The organism is Paenibacillus sp. FSL R7-0272 (assembly GCF_037969905.1).
Lineage (GTDB): Bacteria > Bacillota > Bacilli > Paenibacillales > Paenibacillaceae > Paenibacillus > Paenibacillus polysaccharolyticus.
In genome coordinates this window covers 5055287-5074677 of the sequence record NZ_CP150221.1, presented here as the reverse complement: position 1 = coordinate 5074677, position 19391 = coordinate 5055287, and the positions used below count along the sequence as shown (strand labels likewise).

18 protein-coding genes are annotated in these 19391 nt (G+C 46.7%); 13 read left to right on the top strand and 5 right to left on the bottom strand.

Features of this window, described 5'->3' with window-relative positions:
* Positions 1–19 precede the first annotated feature (19 nt).
* Positions 20–394 (top strand): hypothetical protein, encoded by a 375-nt coding sequence (locus MKY23_RS22440; protein ID WP_154960705.1) that lies wholly within the window; start codon positions 20–22, stop codon positions 392–394.
* A gap of 135 nt (positions 395–529) precedes the next feature.
* Here MKY23_RS22440 and MKY23_RS22435 read toward each other — a convergent pair whose 3' ends face one another.
* The 3 genes from MKY23_RS22435 to MKY23_RS22425 form a co-directional block, all read right to left on the bottom strand.
* Positions 530–2110, bottom strand: a complete 1581-nt coding sequence (locus tag MKY23_RS22435) for an oleate hydratase (protein WP_339832330.1) — start codon at positions 2108–2110, stop codon at positions 530–532.
* Between the two features lie 254 nt (positions 2111–2364).
* Positions 2365–2937 (bottom strand): TetR-like C-terminal domain-containing protein, encoded by a 573-nt coding sequence (locus MKY23_RS22430; protein ID WP_339832328.1) that lies wholly within the window; start codon positions 2935–2937, stop codon positions 2365–2367.
* Positions 2938–3755: 818 nt separating this feature from the next.
* Complete coding sequence (locus MKY23_RS22425; RefSeq protein ID WP_339832326.1) at positions 3756–5111, bottom strand: dipeptidase; 1356 nt, start codon at positions 5109–5111, stop codon at positions 3756–3758.
* Between the two features lie 172 nt (positions 5112–5283).
* Here MKY23_RS22425 and MKY23_RS22420 point away from each other — a divergent pair, with 172 nt between their 5' ends.
* On the top strand, positions 5284–6909 hold the full coding sequence (locus MKY23_RS22420) for a WG repeat-containing protein (protein ID WP_339832324.1): 1626 nt from the start codon (positions 5284–5286) through the stop codon (positions 6907–6909).
* Between the two features lie 210 nt (positions 6910–7119).
* Here MKY23_RS22420 and MKY23_RS22415 read toward each other — a convergent pair whose 3' ends face one another.
* Positions 7120–7995 carry a DUF72 domain-containing protein gene (locus tag MKY23_RS22415; RefSeq protein WP_339832322.1) on the bottom strand — a complete coding sequence of 292 codons (876 nt, stop codon included), beginning with the start codon at positions 7993–7995 and terminating at the stop codon, positions 7120–7122.
* Between the two features lie 424 nt (positions 7996–8419).
* On the opposite strand from MKY23_RS22415, the gene MKY23_RS22410 reads away from it, so the two are divergent.
* The 5 genes from MKY23_RS22410 (at position 8420) to MKY23_RS22390 (ending at position 12473) form a co-directional block, all read left to right on the top strand.
* A complete protein-coding gene (locus MKY23_RS22410) occupies positions 8420–9163 on the top strand; it encodes a methyltransferase domain-containing protein (RefSeq protein ID WP_339832319.1) in 744 nt (247 codons plus the stop codon).
* 24 nt (positions 9164–9187) lie between these two features.
* The gene (locus MKY23_RS22405) at positions 9188–10186 is read left to right on the top strand and encodes an MBL fold metallo-hydrolase (protein WP_221791491.1); all 999 of its coding nucleotides are present in this window, start codon (positions 9188–9190) and stop codon (positions 10184–10186) included.
* A 220-nt stretch (positions 10187–10406) separates the two neighbouring features.
* A complete protein-coding gene (locus tag MKY23_RS22400; protein WP_339832315.1) occupies positions 10407–10739 on the top strand; it encodes a hypothetical protein in 333 nt (110 codons plus the stop codon).
* A complete protein-coding gene (locus tag MKY23_RS22395) occupies positions 10736–11782 on the top strand; it encodes an FAD:protein FMN transferase (RefSeq protein WP_339832313.1) in 1047 nt (348 codons plus the stop codon). The genes MKY23_RS22400 and MKY23_RS22395 overlap by 4 nt, the downstream gene beginning before the upstream one ends.
* 37 nt (positions 11783–11819) lie before the next feature.
* Positions 11820–12473, top strand: coding sequence for a ferric reductase (locus MKY23_RS22390; protein WP_339832310.1), 654 nt, complete (start codon positions 11820–11822; stop codon positions 12471–12473).
* Between the two features lie 90 nt (positions 12474–12563).
* Here the strand turns inward: MKY23_RS22390 and MKY23_RS22385 are convergent, their stop codons facing one another.
* The gene (locus MKY23_RS22385) at positions 12564–13130 is read right to left on the bottom strand and encodes a phosphatidylglycerophosphatase A (protein WP_090919184.1); all 567 of its coding nucleotides are present in this window, start codon (positions 13128–13130) and stop codon (positions 12564–12566) included.
* Between the two features lie 395 nt (positions 13131–13525).
* Here MKY23_RS22385 and MKY23_RS22380 point away from each other — a divergent pair, with 395 nt between their 5' ends.
* The 6 genes from MKY23_RS22380 (at position 13526) to MKY23_RS22355 (ending at position 19381) form a co-directional block, all read left to right on the top strand.
* On the top strand, positions 13526–14581 hold the full coding sequence (locus MKY23_RS22380) for a GerMN domain-containing protein (RefSeq protein WP_339832308.1): 1056 nt from the start codon (positions 13526–13528) through the stop codon (positions 14579–14581).
* 118 nt (positions 14582–14699) lie between these two features.
* On the top strand, positions 14700–15455 hold the full coding sequence (gene rph, locus MKY23_RS22375) for a ribonuclease PH (protein ID WP_090919178.1): 756 nt from the start codon (positions 14700–14702) through the stop codon (positions 15453–15455).
* 1 nt (position 15456) lies between these two features.
* Positions 15457–16080 carry an XTP/dITP diphosphatase gene (locus tag MKY23_RS22370; protein WP_339832306.1) on the top strand — a complete coding sequence of 208 codons (624 nt, stop codon included), beginning with the start codon at positions 15457–15459 and terminating at the stop codon, positions 16078–16080.
* Positions 16081–16473: 393 nt separating this feature from the next.
* On the top strand, positions 16474–17316 hold the full coding sequence (locus MKY23_RS22365) for an STM4015 family protein (protein WP_090919173.1): 843 nt from the start codon (positions 16474–16476) through the stop codon (positions 17314–17316).
* Positions 17317–18603, top strand: a complete 1287-nt coding sequence (locus tag MKY23_RS22360; protein ID WP_339832302.1) for an STM4014 family protein — start codon at positions 17317–17319, stop codon at positions 18601–18603. It begins immediately after the preceding gene.
* The gene (locus tag MKY23_RS22355; protein WP_154985508.1) at positions 18596–19381 is read left to right on the top strand and encodes an STM4013/SEN3800 family hydrolase; all 786 of its coding nucleotides are present in this window, start codon (positions 18596–18598) and stop codon (positions 19379–19381) included. The genes MKY23_RS22360 and MKY23_RS22355 overlap by 8 nt, the downstream gene beginning before the upstream one ends.
* Positions 19382–19391: the final 10 nt, after the last annotated feature.

Genomic DNA, 19391 nt, shown 5'->3' with positions numbered 1-19391 from the left:
ACGCATTGAAGGGTGTGGGATGATGGATTGGAACGCTAGGTTCGGAGACGATCCATTTATTGCCGAACTGGCAGAGAATCTACATGTGCATGGATATAAGGCTTTCTATGGCGAGCATTATAGTGAGCATGATATGGAGCGGTATCGCAAACAATTGTTTCCGATTTTCCAGAATGTCATGTGGGTTGAGGTGGATTCGAGCAAAAAGTATCTAATTGTAGATTATCGTGGGCGAAACACAGTGATTAAGCTCATTAATGGAATGCTGAATACTCGACGAACACTTAAGGCTAATCAAGCGATGAGTGGAATTAATAAGCCGGAGACACAGCAAGAAATCACACAATTGATGCGGCTTGTGCATTTACTACAATTTGCGACATTTCGAACCTAAATACACTAGGCATATTAGATAAGTAAAATGTAGTACCCATCTAAAGCAGTCGATCCAATTTGGACCGACTGCTTTATTGTGTATAATTATTTTATAGGAGTTGAACTTCATCTTACTTAACATTTTTTATTGTTCTTATCGAAACGAAGTCACGAAACTGCTGAACAGCGTCCGCACGTCGTATTGATATTGATGGATCGGCTCAACCGGACGGTTGATGCCAAGTAAGGTGTAGACGGCGATGCGTGCCGCGCGTACCGAATATTCCTCCGTGAACACGACATCATCAGGAATCTCGCAAAATTGACTGATAAATGCCAGATTCGTTGAACCTTCCGGCACGACTTGAGGGCGGTCACTGTTCAGCCTTGGCATGAATTGTGCGGTGATATACGGCATCATACAAGGGATACAGTTGGCTGTAGCCATGATCTCTTCTTGGTGCTCCTGAAAATGAAGATGGCCGATCAATTCTTGCATAATCTCTTCACCGGTACAATCACACATTCTTTTTTTCACAAAATCCCCTACGTTATCAGGGTATAACCCATAGCCCCAGAAGACTTTGACATGGTCAGGCTGATTCCGGAAATGCGGCTGGAAGGCCAACACGACTGACATGAACCAGCTCGAATCTTTGAATGTAACAAGGGCTCCAGTACCCGCGCGGTTGCGTGTGAATTTTTCCATCAGATCAAAGAAAACGGAATCCTGGAAAGTGACGGTAAATGATTCCCATTTGGACTCATCGACGTGATCATCGAACGAAGAAGGGTTGCCTAGCATCGGTTTTTTCGCCGCAATGTTCTCCCACAGCTTCCAAGAGCTACCCTTGCCATTCAGTTTGGGAGCGGAAGTCATCGAACCAAGGTCAGCACCTTCCGTCATCGAGCCGTTCGTAACAATGACCAGGTCATCCTCATGAATGTCGATCATTTCCTCGATACCATTCCGCCGCACATGCATACCTGTGACCGTGATTCCGTTGCCCTCTTTGAAGTCCAAATCCGTAACGGTGCATTTTAGCGTGAAATCTACGCCGTACGGCTCCAAATATCGATGCAACGGCAGAATAATGGAGTCATATTGGTTGTAGGGGGTACGTGTAACCCCTTCGAGCGTTTGAATTCGTGGAAATTCATGAAAAAAGCGAAGCATATATCGTTTGAACTCCACCGCACTGTGCCAAGGCTGAAAGGCAAACGTCGTTGCCCACATGTACCAGAAGTTCGTTTGGAAAAAGTGGGGTGCAAACCAGTCGTTGATCCGCAATTTACCCAGCGTGTCTTCAGGAGTAATGATGAGTTTGCCCATCGCCAGCCGATCGACCATATCGAATCCCATGGACAACACGTCTTCAACCTGACCATCACGGTTAATTAACCGTGCATTGGAATGTGTGGGGTTAGCGTTATCAAAGGCCGTAATTTCTTCTCTGACCGACATATCCGGACGTTCGATAGAAGGGATGGTCGCCAAAAGTTCCCATAGATTTTCATATGCCTCATCGTTGAGCATCCGTCCACCGCGAATGACGTAACCTTGTTCCGGATTACCTGCACCGTCATTGCTGCCCCCGAGAATCGGCATCTCCTCAATGATGTGAATGTTTTCGCCGGGGAAATCACAGTCTCTGACTAAATAGGCTGCTCCCGCGAGAGAAGCAATACCGCCGCCGACAAAATAAACCTGTTTAGAGCCATGTTCTTTTTTCACGATCAATCGCCTCCAAAAGATGGTGTATTCTTCACATTTCCAATGTAAACCTGCACCGGGAAAGAAGGTATGATCAAAAGAAGATAGCTGTCTGTTTTTTAGTCACTTTTGGAAAAATGTCTAGTTTTAGGTTTGAATATCGAGCGATGGCTTGATTCGAACTACGATCATAGAAAAACAAGCCGCACATCCTTAACGGGATGGCCGCTTGTTACGTGCCTTATCTACACTCCTATTAGTTCTTTATCCTTTAATCAGTGCTGATACTTATGCTCATACTTATGTAGTGCTCTGACTACATTTCCTTCAATCAGTTCACTCAACTTGTCGATGAAGTGTTTGGGTGGTTCTTTCATGTCATTCCGCATCCATTGGATAATGAGACCCGTGAAAGCCAGTGTATAGAAATTAGCAATAAACTCTTTATCCTCACCGCGAACCTTGACTCCGCAAGCGAGCTCATCAATGACACCCATAATCAGATCATGCGTCACTTGATAGAGATAACCATCCAGATGAGAACGTCCAAGGGATTCAAGGGTATTGCAGCAAAAGGCTTTATTATTTTCGATGTAACAGAAAATTTTGTAGAACCCTTCTGTCCACGTATCATAACTACGGTATTCATGGATACTTTCCACCGCTTCCGTTTCGTAAATCCACCCAAGCAGGGCGTAGATATCCTGAAAATGATAATAAAACGTTTGCCGGTTTACACCGCAGCCATCTACCAGATGTTTCACTGTAATTTTATTGAGCGGCGTGTGTTCCATCAGGCATTTAAGCGAATGAGCCAGCGCGGTTTTGGTCAAATGGGAAGCAGACATTACCGTTCACCTCATCATTCAGATTGTGGTCATCATACGACACGAGTGTACTAATGAAAACGTACATAAGAAGGCTACCACATTTTACCTAAATATGGTATTGCAATGATCACTGCAAAATACAGAAAATAAAAAAACGATGACCGTTTAGGCCATCGTTTTTACGTTATTACATTATTGAAGCGAGAATAACAGCTATCGAAAGAACGGTTCGCCACCGGAACGTCTCCACAAGCGCGCCCTGTGTTATTTTGCGCATCCCCGAAAAAGCTAGATTACGTTTTTAAAATGACTTATAGGAACGCGCATAACGTAGTGGAGGGGGCGAAATCGATTCTGAAGAAGCGAAGCGCTCGCCTAAAAGCTTTCTGCAAGAAAGCTACATCGGAAGCATACGCTTATTGCCGGATTTCTCCCTTCGGAAAGGGAAATAAAGAAATCTGGGAATAACAGCGATCGAAAGAACGATTCGCCACCGGAGCGCCTCCACAAGCGCGCCCTATGTTATTGTGCTCATCCCCGAAAAAGCTAGATTACGTTTTTAAAACGACTTATAGGAACGCGCATAACGTAGTGGAGGGGGCGAAATCGATTCTGAAGAAGCGAACCACCTCTCTTATAGATTATCCTCTATAGGGGTTAAATAAAAATTTACACGTTAAACGGAGTGGGGAGAAAAAAGCTGTAGAAGCGAAGCGCTCGCCTTTATTCCCGGATTTCTCCCTTTAGAAAAGGGATCAAAGAAATCTGGGAATAACAGCGATCGAAAGCTTATTCTCCCTGCGAAGTGACCTCCGTGTAAGCGTGTTTTTTAACGATTATAAGCTTTTAATAAACTCCACGACCGTCAGCAACCCTTTATCAAAGTTCTCCAGGTTAAAGTGCTCGTTTGGTGCATGCAGATTTTCGTCTGGCAGACCAAAGCCCATCATCACGGCAGGCACGCCAAGCACGCGGGAAAGCTTCTCAACGATTGGAATGGAGCCGCCATCTTTGGTGAAGAGAGCACGCACGCCATATACTTTTTCGTAAGCGTCAGCGGCTTTTTGCAGGATAGGATCGGTCGGATCGGTATTGAACGCAAAAGCCTTCTCAATCTGTTTGATCTGCAATGTCGCCCCTGGTTGTACATGAGCACGCAGGTGAGCTTCAATCGAATCAAGCACATGTTGCGGATCTTGGTCAGCGACAAGACGACAAGTGATTTTAGCGTGAGCTTCCTTTGGAATGACCGTTTTGCTGCCTTCGCCCTGGAAACCGCCCCATACACCATTCAATTCGAGTGTTGGGCGCGCGCCGACACGTTCTACAAAGGAATACCCTTCCTCACCATACAATTGCTCCAGTCCGAGATCTTGACGAAGCTGTTCTTCATTGAAGCCTTGCTTCACGAATTCTTCTCTCATCTCAGGAGACAACGGTAGAACGCCGTCATAGAATCCATCCACGCTCACGCGGCCTTGCTCATCGTGCAAAGATGCCAGCAGGGAGACGAGGGCATGAAGCGCATTCGGTACACCGCCACCGAAGGAACCGGAGTGCAGGTCGGTATTGGCGGTGAACAGATCCACATGCATCGAGCACAGGCCGCGCAGGCCCGTGGAGATGGCAGGTTTTCCTTTTTCCAAAAGAGATGTATCCGAGATTAACACCATGTCTGCTCTCAGTTTGTCCGTATTATCGTTGAGATAGATTGGCAGGTTCGGGCTGGAGATTTCCTCTTCGCCTTCGATGCAGAATTTGATGTTGATCGGCAACTCTTTATTTTCGGCAATCAGTGCTTCAACGGCTTTGATATGTATAAAAATTTGTCCTTTATCATCCGTTGCACCCCGAGCATACAGCTTCCCGCCACGAATCGTGGGTTCGAAAGGTGGTGTCTCCCACAGATTTAGCGGATCAACAGGTTGTACATCATAGTGTCCATAGATCAGGGCTGTTGGTTTGCCCGGTGCGTGCAGGTGGTCTGCATAAACAATGGGATGACCAGCTGTTTGGATAATCTCGACATTTTCCATACCCGCACGTGTAAGTGCATCCGCTGCCCATTGTGCCGCACGTTGAATGTCTTCTTTATGCTCAGAAATGGCGGAAATACTCGGAATGGATAACCACTCGTTCAGTTCTGCCAGATGTTTGTCCCGGTTTTGCTCAAAATATGCTTGTTCGTTCATTGAAAAAGGCCTCCTTCAAATCTGCTTTCAATCTATTGTAATCCATTTTGCCATGTTAATAAAACATTGGTTAAAAAAATGCTTCCTAATGCTGGATTCCCATATTGATAGTTCTTTTTACTTATGTATTAATGAAAGAGTAAGAACATTACTTTTATATGGAGGAATAGTGTTGAAGAAAAGACCAGCATATCAGAGATTCACTACAATTCTGGGCATTTCATTCTTGGTACTCATTGCGTCAGTACTTATGATACCGAGGGTTGCGCTAGCAGCAAACGAGCCAGTTTATCATGAGTGGGACAAGGCGCAGGAACATGTGGGATTGAGCCATCTGTGGTTTACCGATCGAGCTGCTAATGGAGTCATCCCGGTTCGTCAAAACTGGAAGTGGGGATTCATCAATTACGAAGGGAAATTTGTTATTAAGCCACAGTTTCAATTAGCAAGAGATGCGTTCAACCAGGGTGTAGCAGTCGTAAATAGAAATCAGTTAATAAATAATAAAGGTAAAGTGATATTTCAGGACAAAAGCATTGAATATATTGGTTGGTTTGATTATGGGCTCGCAATCGCTAAGAAAAATGGGAAGATTGGTTACATGAATACGAAAGGCAAATTTGTTATTTCTCCTACATATGAAGAGGGAACAAGCTTTTACAATCAAGTCGCAATGGTCAAAAAGAATGGTAAGTGGGCATTAATCAATACCAAAGGGAAATTACTAACGACATTTAACATCGAAGAGATGGATTATAGAATAGATTATCGTAAATCCGGGGTATTTCCTGTAAAGATCGATGGGTTGTGGGGAAGTATGAATTATAAGGGGCAGCTCGTGGTACCTGCAGAGTTCAAAAACAAACTTGAATTTACAGGTAATACGTTAGATTGGGGGCTCCGTCGCGATAACCATAGCGCTATTGTTAGGCAAGATGGCTTAATTGTTTCGTTCAATGAATATTATTCCAAGTTAAGCGAGCCACAGAGTGGACTTTGGAAAATAAAGCAAAATGGCGAAGGCATCGTGGATGTATCCGGGCGTATGATTGTAGAACCTCAAAGTGAACAAAAGGTTATTCTTTCAGGAGATGGAAGTTACGCGGTAAGAGATATGAAAGATGAAAGTTCCGGGTGGACTTTTTATAAAAAGGATCAAACCCTACTATTTGAGTCCAGTTATACAGACATGCAGGCTTTTTCAGAGGATCTGGCGGCTGTGAAAGTTAATCAAAAATGGGGATATGTTTCGAAGAATGGAGACATTAAAATACCCGCTCAGTACGAAGAGGCCAATCTTTTTCAAGCGGGAAGTGCTGTCATTCGTAAGAATGGTAAATATGGATTGATCGGAACTCGTGGTGAGTCCATACTAGCTGCGAAATACGATGAAATGATTCCACTTATTGAGCGAACGAATTACATGAATAACCAGATTGAGAAATTGACAACAAAAAATCCACTATACCGAGTAAAGTTAAATAAAAGCTATGGGATTGTGGATAGTCGAGGGAACATCGTGATGGATGTGAAATACGAGATTATGGATCTTGATCGCACCGACTATTATCACGACATTGATCCGATCGCAACAGTTCAATATGCATTAAAAGCCAAGGATGGTTCAATCTCGGCGTCAATCAATATTAAAACGGGTAAACGGATATTCCCAGCCTATTCCATGGTAAACTACCTTGGTGACGGAATGTACAGCGGGGTGCCTGTAGGGAAGAAGAGTCATTATGTTATTTTCAATGCAAAAGGAAAAGAAGTATTCCGCTCAGGTTTTGAAGGTTAGATCCTTTCGGTACATCAGTGTTTGGGATAATGAGCCATAGTATAGTTACCATGTCATTGGCGTTCATACGATTCGTTGTATGGGAGCCAGGGAAAGGTGTCTCAACAGAGGCACCTTTTTAGGTTGTTTATTTTAAATATTTGAGTTCAGATATGAACACTAACTGATTTAACTATAGGTGAGTCCCAATGTACTGTCTTTCTTTTCTGTTTAAAACAACTCCAGTTGCTCAGGGCCTTCTTCCTTCTCCGGCTCGGTGCGGTCGGGGAATGGCTTGATAGGCTGACCTAGCAGTTCCATCATCATCTGGGCGTTGGTTGCTGCATCTCCGGCAGAGTTATTGTTAAAAATAACAAACACATCTTCACTCTGCTCCTGCAGCTGTTCCAAATAAACTTTCCATTCCGACAACTCCTGTTCGTTGTAGCGATACAGATAACGTGTCTCACGCCAGTTTGAAGCGCCGTTTTGTTGCCAGCCGGATACGTTGCGTCCATGCATACGGACGAGTGTCATCCGAGGATCGGTTGCGACGGGCACAATGGGAATAGAGCCTGGCCCTGCCTGTGGTTCGTCACAGACGCTATGAATCCATCCCTGTTCTTTTAGAAAATGAAGCGTGCGCTCACGCATGCTGTCCGCATACCAGCTCTGGTGACGAAATTCGATTACGCATGGAATGCCCTCCATACGGAGCTTTACTTCCCGTAGTTCATTGACGTTGTCCCGGTTGCACTCAAACCAAGGCGGATATTGAAACAAGGCAGCCTGCATCTTGCCTGCTTCGATCACAGGTTCAAGCGATTCACGAAAAGCTTTGTACATCTCGGACGTGCTGGCAAAATACGGTTTGCCCCGTAGATGTCCCGTCATTCCCTGATAGGCTTTCACGATAAATGAGAATGATTCAGGAGTCTCCGAAGCCCAGCGGGCCATCCGGTCGCGAGGTTGCACGGCGTAGAAGGAACTGTCTACCTCCACCGTGGAGAAATATTGTCCGTACAGACGAAGCTTGTCCTTCGCTTGGGTACGGTTTGGATAGAGGTCTTCCTGATCGCCCCATCCCGTAAGTCCGATACGAATCATAAGAACACCTCCTGTTGTATGTATTTAACCGATTCGTAGGAGCATGATATGTCTAACATTATATCTTGCGTTGTAGAGGCGTTCAATGAGGGTGGCAGACGATCATTTTGAGTTTGGGTTCTAGGCCGTGTCTTAAAACTCGCTGAAGTGCATCTTTTATCGTCTTTTCGCCCCCTGCTGCGTCACTTCCCCTTGACGTGCTCCGGCACGCCTGCGGAGAACTTCCTGGCTTGGAACGAAAATCCGGCAAAATCTGCTCCCTTCGGAGTTTTCAGACACGCCCTAAAGCGTTACAATAATTTGAAATGATTCAAAACAGACACCAGTTTTAGCTTAGCGTGGGGTGTTCTAGCCAGCAAAATCTGCTCAATGCGGATAAGGATAAGGATAAGGATAACTTATGATACGGAGGGCGAAGATTGACATGACGGCATGGTACGAAAAGAGTTTTGGCGAAGATTATCTGCTCGTATACAAACACCGGGATGTGCATGGTGCTTATGAGGAAGTACATAAGATGATTAACTGGCTGAAGCTTCGCCCTCGTGCAGAAGTGCTCGATCTCTGCTGCGGGATGGGCAGGCATTCTCTTGCGCTTGCGGACGCTGGCTTCCAAGTGACGGGAGTAGACTTATCCGATGTGCTTCTGCGTGAAGCCAGAGAACTGGATGCCGATCATCGGGTTAGATGGTGTCATGCCGACATGCGCAAAATCCCTCTTGGCGGTGGATTCGATGCTGTAGTTAACTTGTTCACTTCGTTTGGATACTTCCCCGATGATATTGAACAATTGAAGGTTCTGCGTGCCATCCATCGAATGTTGAAGCCTGAAGGCAGTTTCATTCTTGATTTTATCAATACAGCTTATGTGCAAAAACATCTGGTACAGCACTCTGTTCGTGAAGATGAAGGGCAACGGATTGAGGAATATCGGAGGATACGAGACGGGTTTGTACAAAAGGAAATACATATCACGGACATCTCTGCCGGGACTGAACCGCGAATCTACAAGGAAAGTGTCAAGCTTTACTCGCGAGAGCAACTGAGTGAAATGCTGGAGGATGCAGATCTTCAGGTTGATCAGGTTCACGGGGGATACGATGAAGAGAAGTATGACGAGCAGACTTCGCCGCGCATGATCTTTGTAGGACATCGTCCTACTGACTAATTGACTCGAGAGAGGGGAAAGACCATGAAACGTACTAGAACCGAATCGTTACCTATGCCAGAGGGAATGCACCGTATTCAAATCACGATGTCTTTTCCACTTCGATGGGTAAACAGTTATATTATAACCGAACCGGATGGCAAGGTGAGCATTATCGATCCAGGACCGCGTACAGCGGAGACGGAGCAGGAGTGGCATGAAGCGTTGGCCGGACTCGGCTTGACCTTTCAACATATTCATCAGATTGTACTGACCCATCATCATCCGGATCATTTGGGATTGTCCGGCTGGATGCAGCAGATGTCGGGTGCACCCGTGTTAATGTCAGCACGCTCCCGCCAGGAAACAGATTTTATGTGGGGAACTGGGGCCAGTATTGAAGAGAGACTGCCAGAATATTACCTGCTTCATGGCATGCCGCAGCATAAGACGGTTGAAATTAAGGAACATATGAAAACATTTATCTCACAAATTACACCACTCCCGGAGGTAACCATCGTTGCAGATGGTGAAACCGTGCATATGGGTGGAAAAGCATGGGTCGCTGTGGAAACGGGCGGACATGCCCCGGGTCATCTCTCATTCTATGCTCCTGAATCAAGAGAGATTTTGTGCGGAGATGCCGTTTTACCCCAAATTTCGCCCAATATCAGTTTGCAACCGGGCAGTGATGCAGAACCGCTGCAATCCTACATGGACGGCTTGCGGCGTCTGAGTACTTTTACAGTGGAACGTGCATATCCGGGTCATCGAAATCCGTTTACCCGTTTTACGGAACGCACCACCGAATTGCTTGCTCACCATGAAGAGCGTCTGGGCAAACTGACGGAACGTATGCAGGAAGGCCCTGCTCATGCATATGATATCTGCTTGCATTTGTTTGGTGATCGGCTTGGAATACATCAATTACGTTTTGCCATGAGCGAAACACTGGCGCATCTGCAGGAATTAACTCGGCGTGGTTTGGCGGGACAGGTACAACAGGCTGACGGAATCATTTATTTTCAACATTTAACTAGCTAGTAGTCATAGGTTGCATATAAGCACATTTTGGCACAGATGTTAATAGCTTTTTTTCAATAGTGATCTCATCCCTATCCCTAAGCAGGATTTACCTGTTTGGGGCTTTTTTTGTGAGAAAAACAAAAAGCTTTAGGCGCGGTTAACCGTTTATTCAGCTTCTTTTAAGCCAGGGAGCCTATCATACAACTATGAACTTCGCTATGGAAAGCAGGGATAAGCGATGACAAGACGTAAACGGAACCAATGGCGGAAATGGCAAGCTTCGGCTGCGGCTACATTAACGGTGGCTGCACTCTTTCAATATGTAAGAACCTCGGATGCATTTGACGTCGCTTATGCGGCGGCGAATGGGACAGACACTGGAATAACAGCCTCCACACGGGTGGATTCACGTGACGATGTGATGGATGAATGGTCTCCAGACGGTACGGATCAGTATAATTGGGGTACAGACGGGTACTCGGTTGGGTCAAATCAGGATCAGACCAATTCGCTACGCTCGGGCTCTGAAAGCAATCATGGCAATTATCAGTCACGCACAGGTGCATCATGAGCCGCACAGAGCAGGCTGTACGTCCCCTCCGATTTTATTTTCACGCGATGAACACGAAGGTGGAAGTGCAGTTTCTGGCAGATAGAGAACAGGCGGAACACGCCGCCTCCCTCGTCAAAAACTGGTTTGAAACACAGGAGCAGCGTTTTAGCCGTTTTGTGGCTGACAGTGAATTAAATCGTCTGAATGAGAGTCAAGGATGGATCTCTGTCTCGGCTGCGATGGATGAGGTGCTCAGCTTAGCATATGGATATATCGGACAAACGGAAGGCATCTTCCAACCCGGCATCATGAAAGCTCTTCGTTCATCGGGATATGATACAAGCTTTGAAAAGATACATCAGCGAGCATCCCAGCGGCCTTTGCTGGAGCGTCTATTACCTATAATAAAATCGGAAACCGCTGGCATGAGGGAAGATCCATATGACTACAGTCGTCCAAGCTGGATTCAGCGGGAAGGGAGCCGGATGGTTCATCTCGACCCGGGAACGGAGCTGGATCTTGGCGGTATTGTAAAAGGCTGGGCTGTAGAACGTATCGCGGACTGGCTGCAGAAGAGAATGAACATTCCTGCGGGAATGATTAATGCAGGCGGTGATATTCAGGTATGGGGTACGACAGACCATCCTCAATGGACGCTGGAGGTAACCAGTCCGTTTCCACAGATGCAAGATGTGTCGGGGACGGTACGCCTACAACGAGGGGCTGTCGCCACATCAGGGATTACACGTAGACAGTGGCAAGACGACAAGGGTTATACAGCACATCATCTTATCGATCCACGGACGATGAAACCGGCGGACACAGACATTTTACAATGTACCGTCGTTGGTCAGCATGCTTCGCAGTGCGAAATTATAGCCAAGACTGTATCAATCTTGGGAAGTGCGGAAGCAGTGAACTGGCTTAATCGACATTATGACCGACATGATGTTCTATGGATCACTCGAGAGGCAAACGTTTATTTTAGAGGAAATCCATCAACACTTGCTGAGCGCTGGCCTGGCTTCGACCCGGATCATCGTTTTAGCTTGATCGAATAGGAACGGGACAAGTCTCATAGATTTGGGGGAACCGGTTATGGCACAGTGGATTGTAGATTATCTGCCAACGTGGAATATCATTCGTATTAGTGGGATTGCTGCATATGTACTGCTTTTTGCTGGTGTATTTCTAGGGATTGCTCAGGGGATGCCTATTGTCAAGGGGAGACCAAAAGCTGTCATGTTTGAGTGGCATACACGAACAACCTGGCTTGCTTTTGGACTTGGCATCACTCATGCACTCACATTGGTTATTGATCACTACAGCCCGTTTACCTGGAGAGAACTGTTGATTCCTTTTACAGCGTCGGTGCACCCGATTGGCACGGGGCTGGGCACGCTAGCTTTCTACGGCTTGCTGATCGTGTTATTGTCCAGTGATCTACGTACCAAGCTGGGGCGCAAATGGTGGTTTATGTTCCACATGTTATCATATCCGGTATTTGCCGGGTTATTGATTCATGGCATGGTAACGGGAAGTGATTCGGGTCACGTGATCATGCGTCTGATGTATGTATTTACCGGAATCAGCATTGTTGGTATTACGGTATTGCGTGGTCTGATGCGAGAGCGAAAAGGACCGGAGATCACGATTGGACCCAAACGGAATGAATCAGAATCGATGAAAGATAGAAAATGGGCAGAAACCTACGGATTGGCTGTGCCTTTGAGGCAAGAGCAACTCAAATAGGTGTTGCAACATGAATTAGCCATATAAAATAAAGAAGCGGCCTGCACCGGCCGCTTTTTTGACTCGTTTTCTTCGACTACCCATCTAAAACTAAATCTTGTCGTCGCTGACTGGCTTTTCTCCGAGTGCCTCTTCCATCTCGGATTGTTTGCGGTGAGCGATCCGGCTACTCGCGGCTGAAGCGATGGCCCCGACAATATCGTCGAAGAACGTATGCACAGGTCCCAGGCTTTTGTCATTGAGACGTTCCAATACCCCAGGTTTCAGCTTGTCCACATAACCGTAATTGGTAAATCCGATACTGCCATATACATTCACAATCGAGAAGGCGAGAATTTCATCTACGCCATACAGTCCTTCATCGTTCTCAATCATCTCTTGCAAAGGAGAGATCAGTTGTCCTTGTTCTGCCAGCAGATCAAGCTGGATACCCGTCAGGACAGCGTTCTGAACCTCACGTTTTTTCAAAACCATCTCCACGTTCTCTATGCATTCTTCCATCGTCAGTCCAGGATAATACTTTTTCTGAAGCAACATGACCAGTTCTGCGATCTCAGGGATCGTGACGCCCCGTTTGTGTAACCATTCCCTTGTTGCTTCAGCAACTTTGCGGCTATTCAGACTGTAAGGGATTTTTTCCTGCTCCGGATGTTCCATGGGCGAATCCTCCTCTGTTGTAAATATAAATTGAACGAAGAGGTTTACACGGGAACACACCGATGACAGCAGAACCTTCCGATCGCTGTTATCCGCAGATTTTTAAATTACCTTTTATAAAGGTGAAAATCCGCTGATAAAGGCGAACGCTTCGCTTCTTCAGGTTTTTTCTGTCCTCTCCGTTAACGTGTAAAAGAATCGTTCAACTTATATATCGATGATTGCATACATCTTACTTACATACGTTATTAACCGTATCGCGTTGCTTTTATATTGGTATCACATGAAGATTGCCAGATTGAGCAGGAGCTTGTGCAAAAAGTAGTTATTTTTTGAACGAAGGCCCGTATACATGGTAGTACAAACTGTAAAAATGATGAGGGGGAACGTGAATCATGAGAAAAATCCCATCTTTACGTAAGGCATCGGCAGCGGCTTTGCTTGGCATTCCTGTCGTATTATCTGGTTGTGGAATGTTCGGTGCCCAATCTTCAGAAGCGATTGATCCGCCGCCACGTATTCAGGAAGCCGCTATGATTCAGGCCGCTGAAGGTAATGGAAAGCTCGCAACGCTTCCGCTCACGACGGTGTATTTACAAGACCAGCAAGGGATGCTCGCTCCAGTCTCGTTAACCCTTCCATCCGGAACCGATGTAAGCAGCCCGAAGACAGCTCTGGATACTTTGGTTACAGGCGGAGCATATGCTGGAATGTTACCTGAAGGCTTCAAGGGTGTATTGCCACAGGGAACGGTAGTGCAGAATGTAACCATTCATTCGGATGACAAGCTTGCTGTTGTCGAGTTCTCGGGTAACTTTGCCAAATACGATGCCAAAGATGAGCGTAAAATGCTGGAAGCCGTGACGTGGACGCTCACAGGAACGCCTGAGGTAAACCATGTACAGATTTGGGTGGATGGCAAAAAGCTGAGTCAAATGCCTGTCAATAGTACACCTCTTCCGGAGCCGTTGAATCGCGCGGTAGGCATTAATCTGGATTTAGGTGAATCCTTCACAACGAACAGCAGTCCTGTGACGGTTTATTTTTCAGCCGCTTCTCCTGCTGGTGTGCAATATTATGTTCCAGTTACACGGCTAGTGGCTCCAAGTGGAGACCGCGTTCAGGCCGCTTTAAACGAGTTGATCAAGGGACCAGCCAAGGATGGAGAACTGGAAGAAGTGATGACAGGTGGAACGGAATTACAGTCCGTTAAGACGTCTGAGGATGGCACGGTAACGGTTGCGCTGAAGGATGATATGTTTACAGAAGGGGACATGGTACCTAGTGAGTTGTTACAGTCCGTTGTCCTGACAACCACGGAGAATACAGCCAGCAAAGATGCCAAAGTGCAGATTGAATGGAACGGACAGAAAACGGTCAAAGGTGATGATAACCGGGATTACAGTGCGCCGGTGTCCAAGCCAGAATACATTAACGAAATCCCGATTTAACAGATAAGAGAGCCCCGAGGGTGCTTTTAACTGAACTCTTTGGTAAAATATAAAGGATGGTTGCAAGAGAGAAGAAGTTCAACATTACAGGATGCTTAAGTCGTAGGAGGCAGAAAATATGAGATCTAACGGACGAACTAGCGAACAGCTACGCCCGATGAATTTAACAATTAACACGAATAAATACGCCGAGGGCTCTGTATTGATTGAAGTCGGTGATACAAAGGTAATCTGTACGGCAACGGTGGAGGAACGTGTTCCGCCTTTTATGAAAGGACAGGGCAAAGGCTGGGTTACAGCGGAATACTCTATGCTTCCGCGTGCTACTCATACTCGAAACCAGCGTGAAGCCAATCGCGGCAAGCTGACAGGACGCACGATGGAGATTCAACGCCTGATCGGCCGTGCTCTTCGTTCGGTAGTGAACTTGCAGGCACTTGGGGAGCGCACCATTACGCTGGATTGTGATGTCATTCAGGCAGATGGAGGCACACGCACAACATCCATTACCGGTTCATTTGTGGCGCTGGCGCTCGCTGTGAACAAAATCGCGCAGCAACATAAACTGCAGGTGTTCCCGATCACGGATTTCCTTGCTTCCGTGAGCGTAGGTGTTGTCGGAGAACAGCCGGTACTGGATCTGAATTATGATGAGGATTCCAAAGCCAAAGTGGACATGAATCTGGTGATGACGGGCAGCGGGAAATACGTGGAGCTTCAGGGAACAGGTGAGGAAGCACCCTTTGACCGCCGTGAATTGAATGCGATGCTGGAACTTGGCGAACAAGGAATTTTGGAAATGATCGAGCGGCAAAAAGAAGCTCTTGGACCGATTGCGCTGAAGATTGGTTCACGTGGATTGGGTGAGGCTTAAGATGAGTCTGGACAGCCCGGTTATCATTGTTGCCACCCGCAATGCAGGAAAAGTGCGTGAATTCGCGCATGCTTTTGCTCCGCTGGGCAAAGAGGTCAAAAGCATGTTTGACTATCCGGAGCTGCCGGATGTCGTGGAAGATGGTGTTACCTTTGCCGAGAATGCGTGGAAAAAAGCAAAGGCCGTCGGTGATGCGCTCGGGCTTCCTGTTCTGGCAGACGATTCAGGACTTTGTGTAGATTTGCTGAACGGAGAACCGGGTGTTTATTCCGCAAGATATGCTGGTGAAGGTGCGACTGACGTCCAGAACAATGCCAAGCTACTGGATGCTCTTGCTGCGTTAAAATCAGGTGAGGATTCCCAGCAACCGTTGTTAAGTCCTGCTCAATTTGTGTGCGCACTGGTGCTTTACGATCCAGCAAGTGGAGATAAGTATGAAGCTGAGGGTTCGGCTGATGGCTGGATTACAGCTGATGCTGCAGGCGAGGGTGGCTTCGGATATGATCCCCTCTTCTATGTGCCGGAGTATGAGAAAACGATGGCAGAACTTACGTTGGAACAAAAACAAGCGATCAGTCATCGGGGTCATGCACTGCGAGCACTGGTTTCTCGCTTGCAAGCATAAAAAACGAGGTGGGCTACATGCTTCGCTAGTGTGCTGAATCGATTGACTTTCTTGATTGTATGAAGCAAGTGGAGCATTGAATTCATCAAGGCGTTAATGGAAACAACTTTCATTCCTATGGGATAGGATAAGGTTGTTACTCTGTTAACGTCTTTTTGATATGCGTTGTTAAGCTAATCAAGTGTGGTCCTTCCATGTACCTAGATATCATGACTGATTAAGGATTTTAGATATGGGGAACATGTGTTCTTTCTCCTATACCGAACAGTAGGTGGTTTGCACGATTGGGAATGGCATTGGGACTGGGGTTGGAAGAAGTTGCAAGTCATGCCGGGTATGGGTTAACATTCAGATTAGTGAAAGATGATACACCTTATACGGGAGGGATTTGGCATGCAAGAAGTGAAGCTGGTTGTAAATTACGATGACTATGAAGAAGGTATTCGAATGGAGACACTTCTTCAAGATTTGGCAGCAAAACCGGAAGCGGCTACGCTGGAAAGTCTGATCATTGGAGATTGGGGACAAGCTTATGAAAATTCTCCGCAGGAATTCAAAGATACGTTAATTCAGCTTGCACCAAGTTTTCCGGCTCTAAAACAATTGTTTATCGGAGATATGGAGTCCGAAGAGTGCGAAGTTTCCTGGATTGTTCAGACGAATCTTGCGCCAATTCTGCAAGCTTTTCCGAATTTGACCTCGTTTGTGATCAAAGGCAGTAGCGGACTTGAACTAGAGCCTCTTCAGCACAGCAAGCTGGAAGAGTTAGTGATTATCTGTGGTGGTCTTCCGAAAAAAGTGTTACATTCCATTGCCTCCGCTGAACTTCCCGAATTGCGCAAGCTCGAACTGTATTTGGGTGTGGAAGACTACGGATTTGACGGTTCAATAGAGGACGTACTGCCATTGCTTGAAAAAGGACGTTTCCCTAAACTGGAGTACCTTGGTTTGAAGGACAGCGAAATACAGGATGAGATTGCCAAGGCTACTGCAGATGCATCGATCTTGGAACAGATTCAGATACTTGATTTCTCCGAAGGCACATTATCCGATGAAGGTGCAGAGGCACTGCTTGCCAGCGAACAAATCAAACAATTAAAACATTTGAACCTAAGCTATCACTTCATGACGGACGAAATGATGGAGCGCTTTAAGCAATCAGGCATGTCGGTAGATGTCAGTGACCAACAGGAAAGTGATGAGGATGACTGGCGTTTCCCGATGCTGACAGAATAAATGATGTGGCATGAAAAAGATCTGTTATTAATTAGCAATCCAGATAATCGACGAACGGCAGGGATACAAGAAGCCAGAAGACAAATGGGGATGAAACCTGCGACGGTGTTGTCTTATGAGAATCTTCTTCGAACCTGGAGACGGGGAGGCGGTCTTGCCGAACTTGTGGAATTCATCTCACCTAGTCCGCTGATTCGACTGGATGCTCCCGGGGAAGATTGGGAGGTAGAACGCGGGCTGTTGCATCTCGGGGCAACCGACTACGAAGGCTTTGACGGTACAGTATTGAGCACTCCATCGCCGAGTTTTGAGGGCTGGAAGTTTAGCTCGCCAAATGAAGCGATATCTTCGGTGAAATGGTCACCAGGTGAATCTTTCTCTGCCGAAGCAGCGCTCACATTAGAGCAACAATGGGGCAGAATTTACGCGCCTGCCCAATGGTTCAGAGGCTGGAAGGTTTGTCTTGACCGAATCGCCCAAGAAGCGCGTGAAGTATGGCCTGGTGTGCAATTCTGGAATGATCCTGATGAGATTGGCATGATGTTTGATAAAAGAGAATGCCAGCTTCACCTCATGCGTCAAGGAATTTCGGTGCCACCGATATTACCTTCTTCCGAGCCAATTCAGTGCTGGGAACAGTTGCGAGCAGCGATGGATGCATCACGGATGCATCGCGTTTTTGTTAAGCTAGCCTGTGGCTCGGCTGCTTCTGGTGTAGTTGCATATCAAGTGAATCCGCGAACAGGTGTAGAGATTGCTGTGACAACCGTAGGTATGGAGACCAGCCAGGGTCAAACGCTCTTTTACAATGAAGGTACACTACAAAAGTATACACATCCTGAAGAAATTCGTACGCTGCTGGACTGGCTTTGTGCTGAAGGAGCTCAGATAGAACGGTGGATGCCCAAAGCTATGCTAGATCAACGTGTTTATGACATTCGCCAACTTGTGATGGCAGGACAGGCCGGTCATGCAGTCATGCGTCTTAGCCGTACACCAATCACTAATCTTCATTTACGGAATGAGCGCATGCTACCGGCGGAAGCTGGTCTGCCCGACCCACATATGTCGATGATCCAGAGAGTAGCTCGTGATACGATGCTGGCTTTTCCTAATTCATGGTCGGCAGGCATTGATGTGATGCTTACCAGTGGCATGGAACCACGAGCGTACGTGCTGGACGTGAACCCGTTCGGAGACTTGTTATACCGAGTCAGACATCAAGAGTTGACCCCGTATGAATGGGAGATGAAGCTTTTGCGAAAGGAGCCTGTTAGACATGCCTGATATGAACACCATTGTAGGCTCCCATGATATATTGATGATTACACTGGATACGTTACGATATGATGTTGCCAAGCTGGAAGAACAGCATTGCCCCAATCTGTGTGGCTCCGGTTCGTGGGAGAAACGGCATACCCCGGGGAGCTTTACGTATGCTGCTCACCATGCTTTTTTTGGCGGTTTTATGCCCACACCTGCCAATACAGACAAAGCATCGCATGTGAGGTTGTTCCATTCTCGAAATACCGGACTTCAAACCCATCCTCATACTTGGTTGTTTGATACACCGGATATCGTGTCCGGCTTTGCCGCTGAAGGGTATCGAACGATCTGTATCGGTGGCGTCATATTTTTTACGAAAAAGAATCCTCTCGCCAAAGTGTTGCCTGGTTATTTTCAGCAAAGTTATTGGCGCATGAATTTTGGGGTTACCAATCCAAGGTCAACAGAAAATCAAGTAACTCATGCCTTAAAGCTGCTTGATCAGACTGGGCCAGATGAGAAGCTTTTTCTTTTCATGAACGTTTCCGCCATTCATGGTCCCAACCGATACTTCGTTGAGGGAGCCCGGGAGGACTCGGTAGATACGCAGCGAGCCGCATTGCGATATGTGGACAAGGCGTTAGGACCTTTGTTTGAAGCGATGAGAGCGCGCGAACGGCCAACGTTCTGCCTTGCTTTTTCTGACCATGGTACCGCCTATGGTGAAGATGGGTATCACGGACACCGACTGGCACATGATGTAGTTTGGACGGTGCCGTACCGTGAATTTATTTTATAAGGAGGGAAGC

What these genes read in the sequence shown, in the direction of transcription:
- MKY23_RS22440 (WP_154960705.1), top strand. Translation starts at nt 20, where the DNA reads ATGATGGATTGGAACGCTAGGTTCGGAGACGATCCATTTATTGCCGAA.
- MKY23_RS22430 (WP_339832328.1), bottom strand. Translation starts at nt 2,937, where the DNA reads ATGTCTGCTTCCCATTTGACCAAAACCGCGCTGGCTCATTCGCTTAAA.
- MKY23_RS22425 (WP_339832326.1), bottom strand. Translation starts at nt 5,111, where the DNA reads ATGAACGAACAAGCATATTTTGAGCAAAACCGGGACAAACATCTGGCA.
- MKY23_RS22415 (WP_339832322.1), bottom strand. Translation starts at nt 7,995, where the DNA reads ATGATTCGTATCGGACTTACGGGATGGGGCGATCAGGAAGACCTCTAT.
- MKY23_RS22410 (WP_339832319.1), top strand. Translation starts at nt 8,420, where the DNA reads ATGACGGCATGGTACGAAAAGAGTTTTGGCGAAGATTATCTGCTCGTA.
- MKY23_RS22405 (WP_221791491.1), top strand. Translation starts at nt 9,188, where the DNA reads ATGAAACGTACTAGAACCGAATCGTTACCTATGCCAGAGGGAATGCAC.
- MKY23_RS22400 (WP_339832315.1), top strand. Translation starts at nt 10,407, where the DNA reads ATGACAAGACGTAAACGGAACCAATGGCGGAAATGGCAAGCTTCGGCT.
- MKY23_RS22395 (WP_339832313.1), top strand. Translation starts at nt 10,736, where the DNA reads ATGAGCCGCACAGAGCAGGCTGTACGTCCCCTCCGATTTTATTTTCAC.
- MKY23_RS22390 (WP_339832310.1), top strand. Translation starts at nt 11,820, where the DNA reads ATGGCACAGTGGATTGTAGATTATCTGCCAACGTGGAATATCATTCGT.
- MKY23_RS22385 (WP_090919184.1), bottom strand. Translation starts at nt 13,130, where the DNA reads ATGGAACATCCGGAGCAGGAAAAAATCCCTTACAGTCTGAATAGCCGC.
- MKY23_RS22380 (WP_339832308.1), top strand. Translation starts at nt 13,526, where the DNA reads ATGAGAAAAATCCCATCTTTACGTAAGGCATCGGCAGCGGCTTTGCTT.
- rph (WP_090919178.1), top strand. Translation starts at nt 14,700, where the DNA reads ATGAGATCTAACGGACGAACTAGCGAACAGCTACGCCCGATGAATTTA.
- MKY23_RS22370 (WP_339832306.1), top strand. Translation starts at nt 15,457, where the DNA reads ATGAGTCTGGACAGCCCGGTTATCATTGTTGCCACCCGCAATGCAGGA.
- MKY23_RS22365 (WP_090919173.1), top strand. Translation starts at nt 16,474, where the DNA reads ATGCAAGAAGTGAAGCTGGTTGTAAATTACGATGACTATGAAGAAGGT.
- MKY23_RS22360 (WP_339832302.1), top strand. Translation starts at nt 17,317, where the DNA reads ATGATGTGGCATGAAAAAGATCTGTTATTAATTAGCAATCCAGATAAT.
- MKY23_RS22355 (WP_154985508.1), top strand. Translation starts at nt 18,596, where the DNA reads ATGCCTGATATGAACACCATTGTAGGCTCCCATGATATATTGATGATT.